The sequence below is a fragment of the Frigidibacter sp. MR17.14 genome (assembly GCF_037095735.1).
Classification (GTDB): Bacteria; Pseudomonadota; Alphaproteobacteria; order Rhodobacterales; family Rhodobacteraceae; genus Frigidibacter.
In genome coordinates this window covers 33,059-49,056 of the sequence record NZ_JBAWKD010000014.1, presented here as the reverse complement: position 1 = coordinate 49,056, position 15,998 = coordinate 33,059, and the positions used below count along the sequence as shown (strand labels likewise).

General features: G+C 71.0%; 14 protein-coding genes. 12 read left to right on the top strand and 2 right to left on the bottom strand.

Features of this window, described 5'->3' with window-relative positions; translation table 11 throughout:
• Positions 1-23: 23 nt before the first annotated feature.
• The 4 genes from V8J36_RS20360 to V8J36_RS20345 all read left to right on the top strand — a co-directional run bounded on the left by V8J36_RS20360 (position 24) and on the right by V8J36_RS20345 (position 3,510).
• Positions 24-452 carry a RidA family protein gene (locus V8J36_RS20360; protein WP_336469161.1) on the top strand — a complete coding sequence of 143 codons (429 nt, stop codon included), beginning with the start codon at positions 24-26 and terminating at the stop codon, positions 450-452.
• Between the two features lie 113 nt (positions 453-565).
• The gene (locus V8J36_RS20355) at positions 566-1,396 is read left to right on the top strand and encodes a DeoR/GlpR family DNA-binding transcription regulator (RefSeq protein WP_336469160.1); all 831 of its coding nucleotides are present in this window, start codon (positions 566-568) and stop codon (positions 1,394-1,396) included.
• Positions 1,397-1,418: 22 nt separating this feature from the next.
• Positions 1,419-2,570 carry a mandelate racemase/muconate lactonizing enzyme family protein gene (locus V8J36_RS20350; RefSeq protein WP_336469159.1) on the top strand — a complete coding sequence of 384 codons (1,152 nt, stop codon included), beginning with the start codon at positions 1,419-1,421 and terminating at the stop codon, positions 2,568-2,570.
• 13 nt (positions 2,571-2,583) lie between these two features.
• Positions 2,584-3,510, top strand: coding sequence for a 2-hydroxyacid dehydrogenase (locus V8J36_RS20345; RefSeq protein WP_336469158.1), 927 nt, complete (start codon positions 2,584-2,586; stop codon positions 3,508-3,510).
• Between the two features lie 25 nt (positions 3,511-3,535).
• On the opposite strand, the gene V8J36_RS20340 is transcribed toward V8J36_RS20345, so the two are convergent.
• Positions 3,536-4,381, bottom strand: a complete 846-nt coding sequence (locus tag V8J36_RS20340) for a glycosyltransferase family 2 protein (protein ID WP_336469157.1) — start codon at positions 4,379-4,381, stop codon at positions 3,536-3,538.
• Between the two features lie 75 nt (positions 4,382-4,456).
• Between V8J36_RS20340 and V8J36_RS20335 the strand changes: the two genes are divergently transcribed.
• Positions 4,457-5,131 (top strand): histidine phosphatase family protein, encoded by a 675-nt coding sequence (locus tag V8J36_RS20335; RefSeq protein WP_336469156.1) that lies wholly within the window; start codon positions 4,457-4,459, stop codon positions 5,129-5,131.
• A 1-nt stretch (position 5,132) separates the two neighbouring features.
• On the opposite strand, the gene V8J36_RS20330 is transcribed toward V8J36_RS20335, so the two are convergent.
• Positions 5,133-6,095 (bottom strand): hypothetical protein, encoded by a 963-nt coding sequence (locus V8J36_RS20330; RefSeq protein WP_336469155.1) that lies wholly within the window; start codon positions 6,093-6,095, stop codon positions 5,133-5,135.
• Positions 6,096-6,198: 103 nt separating this feature from the next.
• Here V8J36_RS20330 and V8J36_RS20325 point away from each other — a divergent pair, with 103 nt between their 5' ends.
• The 7 genes from V8J36_RS20325 to V8J36_RS20295 all read left to right on the top strand — a co-directional run bounded on the left by V8J36_RS20325 (position 6,199) and on the right by V8J36_RS20295 (position 15,943).
• Positions 6,199-8,121, top strand: coding sequence for an ABC transporter ATP-binding protein (locus V8J36_RS20325; RefSeq protein WP_336469189.1), 1,923 nt, complete (start codon positions 6,199-6,201; stop codon positions 8,119-8,121).
• Positions 8,118-10,052 (top strand): ABC transporter substrate-binding protein, encoded by a 1,935-nt coding sequence (locus tag V8J36_RS20320; protein ID WP_336469154.1) that lies wholly within the window; start codon positions 8,118-8,120, stop codon positions 10,050-10,052. The genes V8J36_RS20325 and V8J36_RS20320 overlap by 4 nt, the downstream gene beginning before the upstream one ends.
• 4 nt (positions 10,053-10,056) lie before the next feature.
• Positions 10,057-11,055, top strand: a complete 999-nt coding sequence (locus V8J36_RS20315; protein WP_336469153.1) for an ABC transporter permease — start codon at positions 10,057-10,059, stop codon at positions 11,053-11,055.
• On the top strand, positions 11,052-12,224 hold the full coding sequence (locus V8J36_RS20310) for an ABC transporter permease (protein ID WP_336469152.1): 1,173 nt from the start codon (positions 11,052-11,054) through the stop codon (positions 12,222-12,224). Before V8J36_RS20315 ends, V8J36_RS20310 begins: the two co-directional genes overlap by 4 nt.
• Before the next feature lie 83 nt (positions 12,225-12,307).
• Positions 12,308-13,534 (top strand): glycosyltransferase family protein, encoded by a 1,227-nt coding sequence (locus V8J36_RS20305; protein WP_336469151.1) that lies wholly within the window; start codon positions 12,308-12,310, stop codon positions 13,532-13,534.
• Complete coding sequence (locus tag V8J36_RS20300) at positions 13,527-14,777, top strand: glycosyltransferase family 4 protein (RefSeq protein WP_336469150.1); 1,251 nt, start codon at positions 13,527-13,529, stop codon at positions 14,775-14,777. The genes V8J36_RS20305 and V8J36_RS20300 overlap by 8 nt, the downstream gene beginning before the upstream one ends.
• The gene (locus tag V8J36_RS20295; protein WP_336469149.1) at positions 14,774-15,943 is read left to right on the top strand and encodes a glycosyltransferase family protein; all 1,170 of its coding nucleotides are present in this window, start codon (positions 14,774-14,776) and stop codon (positions 15,941-15,943) included. Before V8J36_RS20300 ends, V8J36_RS20295 begins: the two co-directional genes overlap by 4 nt.
• Positions 15,944-15,998: the final 55 nt, after the last annotated feature.

Below are 15,998 nucleotides of genomic sequence, written 5' to 3'. Positions count from 1 at the left end.
CACCGAACCGACAGGGACGATCCATGACCAAGATCACCAAGCTCAAGTCCGGCAGCCTCTATGAAGAGAAGCTGAGCTATTCCCGCGCCGTCGTCATCGGCGACTGGATCCTCGTGGCGAACACCGCCGGGCGCAACTACAAGACCCGCTACATGTCGACCGACCCGGTCGAGCAGACCCAGCAGCTGTTCGCCAATGTCGAGGGCGCCCTCGCCGCCGTCGGCGCAAGCCTGAAGGACGTGGTCCGCCAGCGGATCTCGATCCCCTATCTCGAGCACAAGGAGGCCGTGATGGGCGTCGTGGCCGAGAAGTTCAAAGGCATCGACCCGGTGAACACCATCACCGCCTGCCCGCTGGCCGCCCCCGACTACCTCGTCGAGATCGAGGTGACCGCCTATCGCGGCGCCGGCGAGACCGAGACCGAGTACCTGCGCATCAGCCTGGGCGCCTGAGCCCGGCACCCGCCCGAACGGGTTTCCCCGTCCGGGCGGCTTCTGCGATAGGGTCGGCGCAGGATGACCCCAGGCGATGGAACAGTGCAGTGACCCACGAGGACGACGAGCCTATGACCACAGACTTCGCCGCGACCGACCCGGCGACGACAGAGGACCTGATCCCCGCCGAGCGCCAGCAGCGCCTCGTGCACTGGTTCCGCGACAACCAGAGCGGCTCGAACCAGGATCTCGCGCGGATGCTCAACACCTCGGTCTCGACGATCCGGCGCGATCTCGACACGCTGGCCGCGCAGGGGCTGGTGCGGCGCACGCATGGCGGCGCGGTTTCGGTCCGGCGGATGACCACCTGGGAACCCACCGTGGTCGAGGCGCAGAAGACCGCCGTCGAGGAAAAGCGCGCCATCGCGCTCGAGGCCGCGCGGCGGCTGGAACCGGGGCAGAGCATCCTGCTCGACACCGGCTCGATGCTCTACGAATTCGCGCAGGTGATCGCCGGCATGACCCTGCCGCTGACCATCGTCACCAACGATGTCCACATCGCCTCGACGCTGTCGCGCACCTCGCATCTGCGGCTGATCGTGCCCGGCGGCACCTGCCGGCCCCGCGCCAACGCCCTGCTGGGCGAGCCGGGGCTGTCCTTCCTCAAGGAGTTGCGCTGCGACCGGCTGTTCTTCTCGGTCCAGGCGATCGACCAGGAATGCCTGTCGGACACCTATCTCGACCTCGTTCAGCTGAAGCTCGCGATGATGGCCTCGGCGCGGGCCAGCACGCTGCTGATCGACTCGAGCCGCTTCGACGCCCGGGCGCTGCACCGGGTCTGCGGGCTCGAGACGCTGGACGAGATCATCACCGACGAGGGCCTGGCCGAGTCCGAGGCCCGAAGCTACGGCGATCTGGGGATCGCCATCACGCGGGTCAGCGTCGGCAGCGCCGCCGACTGATCCGCCCGACAGGGATTGCGAAGTGAAGATCACGGGCATCGACATCTATCTGGGCCGCAGCGGCAAGCTGAAACCCGTGCTGTGCGAGGTGAAGACCGACGAGGGCCTGTCGGGCTGGGGCGAGGCCGGCGTCGCCTATGGCCGTGGGGCCAATGCCGCGGCGGGGATGCTGAAGGACTTCGCCCCCGACCTGATCGGCCGCGATCCGGGCCGGATCGAGCTGATCCTGTCCGACCTGCAGGACCATTCCTTCTGGACCAAGAACGGCGGCACCATCGTCTTCGCCGCGATAAGCGCGCTGGAACAGGCGCTTTGGGACATCAAGGGCAAGGCGCTGGGGGCGCCGGTGCATGCGCTGCTGGGCGGCGCGGTCCACGACCGGGTGCGCTGCTATGCGAACGGCTGGTACGAGGCCGCGCAGACACCGGACGAGTTCGCCCGCGCCACCGAACGCCCGATGCGCGACGGCTATACCGCGCTGAAGTTCTACCCGCTGGGGCAGATGGTCGGCGTCAACATGCGCCACGTCACCCGCCGCCAGCTGGACCGCGACCGCATCGATCTGGCCGTGGCGCGGGTGCGCGCCGTGCGCGACGCGATCGGGCCCGAGGTCGATCTGATGCTCGACCTCTCGGGCGGGGTGACCCCGGCCGAGGCCATCCGCCTGTGCGACCGGTTCGCCCCCTTCGACATCTATTTCATCGAAGAGCCGACCGACCCTTCGGACGCGGCCGCGATGGCCGAGGTCGCCCGCCGCAGCCCGGTCCCGATCGCCGCCGGCGAACGGCACTACACACGCGCCGGCACCCGCCCGCTGATCGAGGCCCGCGCCGTCGACATCGTGCAGCCCGATCCCGGCAACACCGGCGGCATCCTCGAGACGCGCCGGATCGCGGCCATGGCCGAAACCTGGGGCATGCGCGTCGCCCCCCATGTCTGCGGCAGCGACCTGATCACCAACGTCGCCCTGCAGGTCGCGGCGGTCTGCCCGAACTTCTGCATCCAGGAGCTCTATCCCTATTTCCGCCACCACGCTGGCTGGGTAGACGTCACCCGCGACCCGGCCGAGCCGCGGGTGCGCGACGGCTGGCTCGACATCCCGCAGGGCCCCGGCCTGGGCGTCGAGGTCGACCGGGAAGCCGTCGCCCCCTGGCTCTGGGCAAGCTGCGCCTGAGGAGCCCCGACCGATGACCATCGTCTACACCGCCATCGAAAGCCGGAAGGCCGACTACCGCGCGCTCTTCGCAGAGCTCGCCCCCGAGATCCCGCTGCTGGGCGCGGACGAGGTCACCGACCCGGCGGCGGTCCGCTTCCTGCTGGGCTGGAGCGATCTGGCAGACCATGCCGCGCGCTACCCCAACCTGCAGGCGATCTTCCTGATCGGCGCCGGGGCGGATCAGGTCGACCACGCGCGGCTGCGCCCGGGCCTGCCGGTGGTGCGGATGGTCGAGCCGGGCATCGCCGCCTGCATGGGCGAATTCGTCACCATGTCGGTGCTGATGCTGCACCGCGGGCTGCCGCTCTATCTCGACCAGCAGCGCCGGCAGGCCTGGGTGAAGCACCAGGTGACCACCGCCCCGCAGCGCCGGGTGGGCATCCTCGGCGCGGGGGTGCTGGCCACCGCCTGTCTCGAGCGGCTGGCGCCTTTCGGCTTCGATCTGGCCTGCTGGTCGCGCACGCGCCGCCGGATCGACGGCGTGCGCTGCTACGCGGGCCCCGACGAGCTGGCGGACTGCGCCGCGCGCAGCGACATCCTCGTCTGCCTGCTGCCCCTGACCGACGAGACCCGCGGCCTGCTCGACGCGCGGCTGTTCGCGGCCATGCCGCAGGGCGCCTCGCTGGTGCATGTCGGACGCGGCCCGCAGCTCGACGCCGCGGCGCTGCTGGCGGCGCTGGACAGCGGCCATCTAAGCGCGGCCCATGTCGACGTGACCGCGGTCGAGCCCCTGCCCGCGGGCGATCCGCTCTGGTCGCATCCGCGGGTGATCCTCACCCCGCATATCGCCACGATGTCGCAGAACCGCAGCGCGGCCGAGGCGATCCTGGCCAACATCGCTCGGCTGGCCGCCGGCGCGCCGATGGTCGGGCTGGTCGATCCGGTGCTGGGCTACTGAGCGCGCCCACACCCACGCCCGGGCGTCAGCCGCGCCAGATCCCGTAACGCTCCTGCAGCGCCGCCACCGCGGCCCGGTTCGCGCCGCTGCGGTCCTCGCCGTCGATCACCTGCCGGTGCAACGCCATCGCATCGCGCTGGCTGGGCAGGTCGACGAACAGCCGCGCCCGGGTCGCGTGCAGCCAGACCGGCACGCCCCGGCGCATCATCTGCCCCGACAGCCAGACATCGTCCACCGCCCAGAGCACCGGCGGGATCTCCATCGCCGCATCGTCGAGGAAGTCGGGACGGATCGCCACGCCCGACAGCCCCTCGGCGATGTCGACATGGCCCGAGCGCGCGAAGCTGCGCGGCCGGGCCCGCACGAAGGGCGGCACCCGCGCGGACCCGCCCCAGCGCAGCGCCTGCCAGGCGCGGTGCAGCCGGTAGACCGGGTCGCGCTTGCCGCGGCCACGACGCATCCGCGGCGCGGGCTCGGTCACTTCGGGCAGGCCGATGTGGCGCAGGTGGAACCCCTGCAGGCACAGCGCCGCGCGCGGATGCGCGGGCCGCGCCGCCAGCAGCGTCTCGGCCCAGATCGGGGTGTAGAGCCGGTCGTCGTCGCAATACAGCAGGTCGACATCCTCGCCCCTGAGCGCCTGCGCCGCGAACAGCACCTTGGTCGCCGGCCCGAGATCCTCGTCCACCCGGCAAATCTCGACACCGCGCGGCACATCTGGCAAGGCACCGTCATAGTCGGGGAACCGCCGGTAGCGCCGCGGGATGTAAAGCCGCACCTCGGCCGGGCGGCGGCGCTGCGCGAGAAGCGCCTCGAGCACCCGGGGCAGGTCGGCAAAACGCGACGGGATCGAACTGAGCGAGATGACATACATTCTGCGCACCGCTCCCCGTGGCCCTGCCCGCCGACCGACCGGCGTCGGCGCGGGTCATGCGCCGCGGGCGCGCGGATGGTCAAGCCCATGATCTACCTGCTGCGTCACGGGCAGACCGAATTCAACCTCGCCCACCGCTTCCAGGGGCACAGCGACTCGCCGCTCACCGACCTCGGGGCGCGGCAGGGGATCGCGCTGGGCCGGCTGCTGGCGCAGCTTCTGGCCGCGCGCCCCGGCCCAAACCCCGACCCGGAGCCCCACCCGGACCCCGTGCTGCTGACAAGCCCCCTTGGCCGCGCGCGTGCGACCGCCGAACGGCTGGCCCGCGCCCTGCCCCCGCCCGCCGGATCGTCCGCCGGATCGCCCGCCGGATCACCGGTCGCCTTCACGCCAGAGCCGCGGCTGGCCGAGGTCAGCCTCGGCCGCTGGGACGGGCTGACCCGGGCCGAGATCGCCGCCGGCTGGCCAGACGCGCGGCGCGGACGGCCGAAGAAGCAGTGGATGTTCCACGCCCCGGGCGGGGAAAGCCTGCCGGCGGTCACCGCACGGCTGACGGCGGTGCTGGACGAGGCGCGGGCGCGGCAGGCCGACACGGTCATGGTCAGCCATGCCGTGACCGGCCGGCTGCTGCGCGGCCTGCACGCCGGCCAGCCGCTGGACGAGGCGCTGCTGCTCGACGCGCCCCAGAACGTGATCTTCGCGCTGGGGCCCGGCGGCGCGATCACCCGGCACGCGCTCGAGGGGATCTGAGCTACCAGCCCTTCCAGGCGATCAGCAGACCGGGCGCATCCTCGGCGCGCAGCCGCGCCGCCAGCGCCTCGACCTCCTCGGGCGGCGTGGCGCGCGGCAGTTCGGCGGCCACGGTTCCATGCGCCAGCAGCCCCACCGGTCCGCCGCGCGCCGCCAGCGTGAAGACCAGCGGGCCCGTCGCCCACCACGCCGGCGCCCCGGGCAGGCAGGCCGCCACCGCCGGCAGCGCCGCGATCAGCGCGCCCAGCGCCGGATGGCCCGGCGGCGCCGCGATCAGCGCGTTGCTCAGCAGCAGGCCCCCGGTGTGGGTCAGCCGCGGCGTGGGTTCGGCCAATGCCGACAGGCCGGTCATCGGCAGCGCGGCCTCGGGCGGCAGGTCCGCCCGCGCCGGATACCAGTCGCAATCCAGATAGACCCCGCCCTGCCGCGCCAGCAGGTGATAACGCGCCACATCGACCGCCCCCGGCAGGTCGCCCGCCGCCAGCATCGCCGCATAGACCGGATCGCGATCGACCCCCTCGGCCGCCAGCGCCGGCGCGTCCCACAGCCGGTACTCCCAGCCATGCCGCGCCGCCATCGCGGCCCAGGCCGCGCAGGCCGCGGGCGGCGGCCCGCCAAGCCAGATCTGATGCAGCCGCCGCGGCACCGGCTGGTCCGCCGCCGCCCGCCGCGCCGCCCGCTCGGCCGGCCCGGGCGCGAACAGCGGCGCCAGCAGCGCGACCGGCGGCACCGCCAGCGCCTGCAGCCCCGCCCGCCCCACCGCGTCGCCCGCCGCCCGCGCCAGCCGCAGTCGCGCCGCCACCAGTTTGCGGGGCTGGCCCAGCGCCGTCATCGGCCCGAGGTCGGGCGCAAGCCCGGCAGCTGCCGCCGCGTCAAGCTGCGCAAGGGCGCCCGCGACATCGCCGCCGCGTGCCTGCCGCTCCAGCAAATCCATCAGCGCGGCAAGCTTAACCTTCGTCAGCATGTCACTCCCCTCTGGTGTTTTGGCCCAAGACGCGCGTAGCTCTCAGCACGGGGCTGTGCAACGGGGATGGCCCCGCGCCCCCTTCTGACACGAGGAAAACCGACTGGAACAGGCTGCCCAGACCCGCGGACGCGATCTGCTGAGGATCGAGTCCCTGTCCGTGACCTTCCCGCTTCTGCGCGGCGAGATCACCGCGGTCAGGGAGGCGAGCCTGCGCGTGCTTCCGGGCAAGGTCACGGCGCTGGTGGGCGAGTCGGGTTCGGGCAAGACGATCATCAGCCAGACGATCCTCGGGCTGCAAAGCCCGCAGGCCCGCGTCTCGGGGCGGATCCTGTTCGACGAGGGCGGGCCCGAAGGGCCGCAGGACCTGCTGTCGCTGCCCCATGACGGCCGCCGGATCCGCCAGATCCGCGGCGCCCGCGTCGGGATGATCTTCCAGGAGCCGATGACCTCGTTCTCGGTGCTGCACCGCATCGGCGACCAGGTGTCCGAGCCGCTGAAGATCCACACCCTGCTCAGCCCCGCCGAGCGGCGCGAGCAGGCCGAGCACATGCTGGCCCGCGTCGGCTTCCGCGACCCGCGCCGCATCTACGACATGTATCCCTTCGAGCTGTCGGGGGGCATGCGCCAGCGCGCGATGATCGCGATGGCGCTGATCTGCGGCCCCTCGCTGCTGATCGCGGACGAGCCGACGACGGCGCTGGACGTGACGATCCAGGCGCAGATCCTTGGCCTGCTCAAGGAGTTGCAGGACGAATTCAATCTGGCGGTGCTGCTGATCACCCATGATCTCGGCGTGGTGGCCAACACCGCCGACGAGGTGGTGGTGATGCACGAGGGCCGCGTGATGGAGGCCGGCCCGGTCGAGGACATCTTCCGGCGGCCCGGCCATCCCTATCTGCGCGGGCTGATGGCGGCGCTGCCCGGCTTCGGCCCCGGCGCGCGCGAGCGGCTGAAGCCGCTGCGCGAGATCCCGGCCGAGCGCGTGCACGAGATCGGCCGCATCGCCGCGCGCCCGGCGCAGCCGCCCGCGATGCCGCATCCGCACGAGCGGCCGCTGGTGCAGCTGCGCCATGTCTCGAAATCCTTCCTGCCGCGCGGCGAAAGCTGGCGGCTGTTCCAACGCGCCACCGCCCCCCAGTTCGCAGTGCAGGACGTCAGCTTCGACATCCACCGCGGCGAATGCCTTGGCCTTGTCGGCGAAAGCGGCTCGGGCAAGACGACGCTGGGCAAGATGCTGGTGCGGGCGATGCGCCCCGACAGCGGCAGCATCCTCTTCGACGACGGCACCCGCGCGATCGACGTGGGCGGGCTCGAGGGGCCCGAGCTTGACGCCTTCCGCGCCCGCGCGCAGCTGATCTTCCAGGACCCGGTCTCGTCGCTGTCGCCACGGATGCCGGTGGGACGGATCCTGTCCGAACCGCTCGACATCCACCGCCGCGGCACCCCTGCCGAGCGCGCGCAGACCGTCGCGGCGCTGCTGCATGCCGTGGGCCTCGGCCGCGGCGCGGCGCAGCGCTATCCGCACAGTTTCTCGGGCGGGCAGCGGCAGCGGATCGGCATCGCGCGCGCCTTGGCGCTGTGGCCGGAGCTTGTGGTCTGCGATGAGCCGGTCTCGGCGCTGGATGCGTCGGTTCAGGCGCAGATCCTGAATCTTCTCAAGGATTTGCAGTCCGAACTTAAACTGACCTATCTCTTCGTGTCGCATAACCTCGCGGTGGTGAACTACATGGCCGACCGGGTCGCCGTGATGTGGCAGGGCCGGCTGGTCGAGATCGCGCCCCGCGACAGGCTGATGGAGAGCCCGGTGCATCCCTACACGCAGGCGCTGATGGCCGCGGTGCCGCTGCCCGACCTTGACCACCCGCTCGACCTGCCGGTCGTCAGTCGCGCCGTCGGCAAGGCCGCCGACTGGGACCCCGCCTTCCGCGAAGAGCCGGGCACAGCGATGCAGATGGCCGACCTCGGCGATGGACACCTCGTGCGGGTCCGCGCCGCGGCCGACGCGCGGGAGCTGGTCTCGTGACCCGGTCCGCCACCGGGCTGCCGCTGACGCGGCGTCGGGCGCTGGGTCTGCTTGCGGCCGGCTCGGCGCTGGCGCCCGGTCTTGCCGGGGCGAGCTTCGTCAACTTCACCGGGCCGCCGACGCTGGACGACGCGGTGGCGATCGGCCAGATGCCCGATGTCTTCGGCCGCCTGCCCCGCGTGCCGCGCGTGGTCGAGCTGACGCAGAACGGCCACCAGCCGGGCCGGCACGGCGGCACCCTGCGGATGCTGATCGGCGGGCAGCGCGACGTGCGCTACATGCCGATCCTCGGCTATTCGCGGCTGGTCGGCTACGACGCGAAGCTGAACCTGATCCCCGACATCCTCGCCGGCTACGAGGTCGAGGACGACCGCGTCTACACCTTCCACCTGCGCGAGGGGCACCGCTGGTCCGACGGCCATCCCTTCACCGCCGAGGACTTCCGCTATTGCTGGGAGGACGTCATCCAGCACGACGAGCTGGGCGGCATGCAGCGCGAGCTGAAGGCAGCCGACAAGGGCCCGCGCTTCGAGGTGCTAGACGAGGTCACGGTCCGCTACAGCTGGGACGACCACCTGCCCGACCTGCTGCCGGGCCTGGCCGCGCCGGTGCCGATCCGGCTGTTCCTGCCCGCCCATTACATGAAGGGCTATCACGCGCGCTACACCCCGGCCGAGCGGCTGGAGGAACTGGCCAAGGCCGAGCGCGTCGACGACTGGGCGGCGCTGCACATGAAGATGTCGCGCTTCAGCCGCCCCGAGAACCCCGACCTGCCGACGCTGGAACCTTGGCGGCCGCGGACGAAGCCCCCGGCCCAGCAGTTCGTCTTCGAGCGCAATCCCTATTTCCACCGCGTGGACGAGAACGGGCTGCAGCTGCCCTATGTCGACCGGGTGCTGCTGAACGTCAGCTCCTACGAGATCATTCCGGCCAAGGTCGCGACCGGGGAAAGCGACCTGCAGCCGGTCGCGCTCGACTTCGCGGACTACACCCTGCTGAAGGAGGCCGAGGCGCGCTATCCGGTCAGCGTCTCGCTGTGGAAGCGCAGCCAGGGATCGCGCGTGGCGCTGATCCCGAACCTGACCTGCGGCGACGCGGTCTGGCGGTCGCTCTTGCGCGACGTGCGGGTGCGCCGGGCGATGTCGCTGGCCATCGACCGCGAAGAGATCAACAAGGTGCTGTTCTTCGGGCTGGCGCGCGAGAGCGCGAACACCGTGCTGCCCGAAAGCCCGCTGTTCCGCCCCGAATACGCCACCGCATGGGCGGTGCACGATCCCGATCAGGCGAACGCACTGCTGGACGCGGCCGGGCTGACGCCGCCGGCGCTCGACGGGTTCCGGCGGCTTCCCGACGGACGCACCGCGGGCCTGATGGTCGAGAGCGCGGGCGAGAGCACGCTGGAAACCGACGTGCTCGAACTGATCACCGATCACTTCCGCCAGATCGGGATCGCGCTCTGGACGCGGGTGTCGCAGCGCGACCTGTTCCGCAGCCGGATCATGGCCGGGCAGGTCACGATGTCGGTGTGGATGGGGCTCGACAATGCGCTGCCCACCGCCGAGATGCCGCCCTACGAACTGGCACCCACCGCCGACGACCAGTACCAGTGGCCGCAATGGGGCGTGCATTACATGTCGGGCGGGCTGCAGGGCCATGCGCCCGAGATGCCCGAGGTGCAGGAGCTGGTCGGGCTGGTCAAGGACTGGCGCGAGACCTCGGACACCACGCAGCGGGCCGGGATCTGGCACCGGATGCTGCAGATCCAGGCCGACCAGGTCTTCACCATCGGCACGGTGAATTCCGCCCCGCAGCCGATCCTGGCGCGGCGCAACCTGCGCAACCTGCCGCAGGGCGGGCTGATCGGCTATGTGCCGACCTCGCTGCTGGGGATCTACATGCCGGACACGTTCTGGCTGGGACCGGAGGGCTGAGGCGATGCTGGGCTACATCCTGCGCCGGATCCTGATGATGATCCCCACGCTGGGCCTGATCTCGGTCTTGGTCTTCACCATCGTCGAGCTGCCGCCGGGCGACTATTTCGAAAGCTACGTGCAGGAGCTGAGGGCCCTGGGCGAGCCCGCGGACCTGCAGGAGATCGAAGAGCTGAAGGCGCGCTACGGCTTCGACCAGCCGATGCCGGTGCGCTACCTGCACTGGGTCACCGGTATGTTGCACGGCGATTTCGGCTACAGCTTCGAATACCGGATGCCGGTGAACGAGGTGGTGGGCGACCGGCTGTGGCTGACGATGATGGTCTCGTTCGTGACCATCCTTTTCACCTGGCTGCTCGCCTTCCCGATCGGGCTCTATTCCGCGACGCGGCCCTACAGCTGGGGCGACTACGGGCTGACGCTGCTGGGGCTGATGGGCATCGCGATCCCGCATTTCCTGATGGCGATCATCATGATGTATTTCGCCAACATCTGGTTCGGCACCACCATCGGCCACCTGATGGACCTGCAGTATCTGAACCAGCCGATGAGCTGGGACAAGACGCGCTCGATCCTTGCGCACATCTGGATCCCGGTGCTGATCATCGGCACCGCGGGCACCGCCGGCATGGCGCGGCGGCTGCGCGCGAACCTGCTGGACGAGTTGAACAAGCCCTATGTCACCACCGCCCGGGCCAAGGGCCTGTCGCCCACCCGCACCACGCTGAAATACCCGCTGCGCATGGCGCTGAACTTCTTCGTGTCCGACATCGGCTCGATCCTGCCCTCGATCATCTCGGGGGCTGAGGTGACGGCGATCATCCTGTCGCTGGAAACCACCGGCCCGATGCTGATCCGCGCCCTGCAGAGCCAGGACATGTATCTGGCCGGCTCGTTCCTGATGTATCTCGCGTTCCTGACCGTGATCGGCGTGCTGGTGTCGGACATCGCGCTGACCTTCCTCGACCCGCGGATCCGCCTGCAGGGGAGGAAGTCGCGGTGACGCTGAAGCTTGGCCCCCCCGGCGCGCCGATGACGCATTACGTCTCGGACCTGCCCTTCGACCCGACGCACGAGCCGGGCGCGGTGCAGGCCCGCGCGGTGAGCGAGGCCTCGCAGCTGCGGCTGATGTGGCTGAAATTCCGCAAGCACCGGCTGGCGGTGATCTCGGGCGTGTTTTTGATCCTGATGTATGGATCGCTGCTGATCACCGAGTTCCTCGCGCCCTATGGCCGCGACACCCGCGACGTGAACTTCATCTATCAACCCCCTCAGCAGGTTCACCTGTTCCACGAGGGCCGCTTCGTCGGGCCCTTCGTCTACGGCCAGACCATGCAGCTCGACATGGTGAAGCTGCAGCGGGTCTATACTGACGACCCGGACCAGGTGCAGAAGCTGCGCTTCTTCTGCCGGGGCGAGCCCTATGAATTCTGGGGCCTGATCGAGGCCGATCGCCACCTCGTCTGCCCGGCCGAGGGCGGGCGCGTGGCCTTCCTCGGCACCGACCGGCTAGGGCGCGACGTGTTCTCGCGCATCCTCTACGGAGCGCGGATCTCGCTGACGGTGGGGCTGCTGGGCACGCTGATCAGCTTCTCGCTGGGCATCACCATCGGCGGCATCGCCGGCTATCGCGGCGGCTGGTTCGACACCGCGATGCAGCGCACGATCGAGGTGCTGCAGTCGATCCCCTCGATCCCGCTGTGGATGACGCTGGCGGCGATCATCCCGGTCTCGTGGTCACCGATCCTCGTCTATCTGGGGATCACGGTGATCCTCGGCATGCTCGACTGGACCGGACAGGCCCGCGCCGTCCGCTCGAAGCTCTTCGCGCTCAGGGAAGAGGACTACGTGCTGGCGGCCGAGCTGATGGGGGCGAAAAGCCCGCGCATCATCGCCCGCCACCTCGTGCCCGGCTTCCTGTCGCACCTGATCGCCTCGGCCAGCCTCTCGGTGCCCGGGATGATCCTGGGCGAGACGGCGCTGACGTTCCTAGGGCTTGGCCTGCGCCCGCCGGTCACCAGCTGGGGCATCCTGCTGACCGAGGCGCGCGGCATCAACATCATCGCCATCTACCCCTGGCTGCTCTGGCCGATGCTTCCGGTGGTGCTGGTGATCCTGGCGTTCAACTTCCTTGGCGATGGATTGCGCGATGCGGCAGACCCCTATCGTTGAGCGGACCGGCTGTGCTTCAGCGCACCGCGGCAGACCAACGCACCGCTTGCCCGGCGGCCCCGTCTCTGAAATGAGAGCGGCCCATGGATAGTCCCAGCTTCGACAACGCCCGGATCCTGATGTACAGCCACGACACGTTCGGGCTGGGTCACCTGCGCCGCTGCCGCGAGATCGCGCATGCGCTGGTCGAGGCGCATCGCGGGCTGTCGGTGCTGATCATCTCGGGCGCGACCATCGCCGGGGCCTTCGACTACCGCGTGCGCGTCGACTTCCTGAAGATCCCCAGCGTCATCAAGCTGCGCAACGGCGAATACACCTCTCTCGCCGCGCACACCAAGCTCGAGGACACGCTGGCGATGCGCCGGGCGCTGATCCGCCAGACGGCCGAGACCTTCCGCCCCGACATCTTCATCACCGACAAGGAGCCGATGGGCCTGCACGGCGAGATCGAGGAGACGCTCGATTACCTGAAGGCGCAGGGCACGCGGCTGGTGCTGGGCCTGCGCGAGGTGATGGACGCCCCGCACCTGCTGGCCGCCGAATGGGCGCGCAGCGACATGCTGCGCAAGATCGAACGCTATTACGACAGCATCTGGGCCTATGGCCCGGAGGGGTTCCACGATCCTCTGGGCGGCCTCGACGTTTCGCCGGCGCTGCGCGCGCGGATGCGCTACACGGGCTTTCTGCAGCGCAGCGTCCATCGCCACGCCGACACGCCCTCGCGCGATCTGGGCGACTACATCCTTGTGACCACCGGCGGCGGCGGCGACGGGGCCGAGCTGATCCGCGACGTCTTCGCGGCCTATCGCGCCGATCCGGGCCTGACGCGCCGCGCCGTGGTGGTGCTGGGGCCCTACCTGCCCGCGCGCGAACGCTCCGAGCTTTTGGCCGCGGGCGACGCGCTGCCGCGGGTCGAGGTCATCGAGTTCGACAACCGGATGGAAGACCTGATCGCCGGGGCGCAGGCGGTGGTCGGCATGGGCGGCTACAACACCTACTGCGAGATCCTGTCCTTCGACCGCCCGGCCCTGATCGTGCCGCGCGTCACCCCGCGCGAGGAACAGCTGATCCGCGCCAGCCGCGCGGCCGAACTGGGCCTGATCCGGATGATGCGCGCAGAGGAAAGCGCCGATCCGCTGCGCCTCGCCGCAGCCCTTCAGACCCTGCCCGACGCCCGACGCCCCTCGCAGGCGCCAGCGACGCCGGGCGTCGCCGCCCGCGATCTGGGCGGGCTCGCCCGGATCACCGCCGAGGTCGGTCACTGGCTGGAAGACCGCCGCAAGCCGAGGCTGACCGCCGTCCATGGCTGACAGCCCGACACCGCGGCTGGTGGTGGTGCTGAAGGGCTACCCCCGCCTGTCCGAGACCTTCATCGCGCAGGAGCTGCTGGGGCTGGAACGCGCCGGCCTGACGCTGGAGCTGGTCTCGCTGCGCCATCCGACCGATGCCAAGCGCCACCCGGTCCATGACGAGATCCGCGCCCCGGTGCGCTACCTGCCGGAATATCTTCACCAAGAGCCGCTGCGCGTGGCCTGCGCACTGGCCCGCGCCCTGCCGCGCCGCGCCTTCTGGCGGCTGCTGCCGGTCTTCCTTGGCGATCTGGCCCGCGATCCCACCCCGAACCGGCTGCGCCGCTTCGGGCAGGCGCTGGTGCTGGCGGCGGAACTCGGGCCCGGCCCGGCGCTGCTGCATGCCCATTTCGCGCATACCCCGGCCTCTGTCACCCGCTATGCGGCGCAGCTGACCGGGCGCGGTTTCTCGATCTCGGCCCATGCCAAGGACATCTGGACCACGCCCGACCGCGATCTGGCCGACAAGCTGGCCGAGGCGCGCTGGACGGTGACCTGCACCAGCACGGGCCGCGATCACCTTGCCGCCCTTGCCCCCGGCGCGGAGGTGCATCTGGCCTATCACGGGCTCGACCTGACCCGTTTTCCGGCGCCCGAGGCGCCGCGCCCGCCCCGCGACGGCCGCGATCCGGCCGATCCGGTGCGGATCCTGACCGTGGGCCGGGCGGTGCCGAAGAAGGGCTTCGACGTGCTGCTGACCGCGCTGGCGGGCCTGCCCGAGGGCCTGGACTGGCAGCTGACCCATGTCGGCGGCGGCGGCGAACTGGCGATGCTGAAGCTGATGGCCGACCGGCTGGGTATCGCCGGACGCATCATCTGGGCCGGCGCACTGGCGCAGACCGAGGTGCTGGCGGCCTACCGCGCCGCCGATCTCTTCGTGCTGGCCTCGCGCCGGACCGAGGACGGCGACCGCGACGGCCTGCCCAATGTCATCGTCGAGGCGGCAAGCCAGCGGCTGGCCTGCATCGGCACCGACCTGTCGGGGATCCCGGAATTCGTGACCGACGGGCAGACCGGGCTGCTGGTTCCGCCCGAGGACGCCGCCGCGCTGACCGCGGCGCTGGCGCGGGCGATCGCCGACCCGGTGCTGCGCGCCCGGCTTGGCCGCGCGGCCGAGGCGCGGGTGCGCGCCGAGTTCGACATGGCCCCCGGCATCCGCCGCCTGAAGGCGCTGTTCGAGGCCGACGGAAGGACCGAGCGATGAGTGATGCCCCGCGCGTGATGTTCTACGTCCAGCACCTGCTGGGCATCGGCCACCTCGCCCGCGCGAGCCGGATCTGCGCGGCGCTGAAGGCGGCTGGGGCCGAGGTGACGGTGGTCACCGGCGGCCTGCCGGTGCCGGGCTTCCCGCCCGAGGGGCTCGACCACGTGGCGCTGCCGCCGCTGGCCACGGCGGGCGAGGGCTTTTCGGGGCTCGCGGACGGCGCGGGCGCGCCGGTGACGCCCGCCTATCTCGATGCGCGGCGTGACGCGCTGCTGGCGGCCTTCGCCCGGCTGCGCCCAGAGGTGGTGGTGACAGAGGCCTTCCCCTTCGGCCGCCGGCAGGTGCGCTTCGAGATGCTTCCGCTGATCGCGGCGATCGAGGCGGCGCATCCGCGCCCTGCCCTCGTCGCCTCGGTCCGCGACATCCTGCAGAGCAAGGTGAAGCCGGGGCGCAACGAAGAGACGGTGGCGCTGGTGCAGGCCCATTACGACCGGGTGCTGGTCCACGGCGATCCCGCCTTCGTCACGCTGGGCGACACCTTCCCGCTGGCGGACCAGATCGCCGACCGGGTCAGCTACACCGGTCTCGTCGCGGCCCCGCCCCCACTCCCGTCCGACGACCGGTTCGACGTCGTCGTCTCGGCCGGGGGCGGCGCGGTGGGTGGCGCGCTGTCGCTGGCGGCGCTGGCCGCCGCGGCAGAGCTGCCGGGGCTCGCACGCTGGGCGGTGATCACCGGCCCGAACCTGCCCGAGGCCGAGGCCGCGGCCGTCGCAGACGCCGCCGCCGGCTTGCCAGAGGGCCGCGTCAGCCTGTTCCGCTTCCGCCCGGACTTCCCGGCGCTGCTGGCCGCGGCGCGGCTCTCGGTATCGCAGGCCGGCTACAACACGGTCTGCGACATCCTGCAGGCCCGCTGCCGGGCAGTGCTGGTGCCTTTCGCGGCCGGCGGGGAAACGGAACAGACGTTGCGCGCCGGGCACTTGCAAGCCGCCGGTCGCGCCACCATGTTGCCCGAGGCCGCATTGGGCGGCCCCGCGCTCGCGGCCGCCATCCGGGCGGCGCTGGCCGGACCCGACCCCTCCAAGACCGAGCTGGCCGTCGATGGCGCTGCGCAGACTGCGCAGCTTCTGTGCGAACTGACCGTTTCGCGGCGCGTCACAAAGGTTTAACATTATCCCAAGGGGCCGCGCCCGGCGCGAGACCCGGGGACAGTTCGCAGATCGA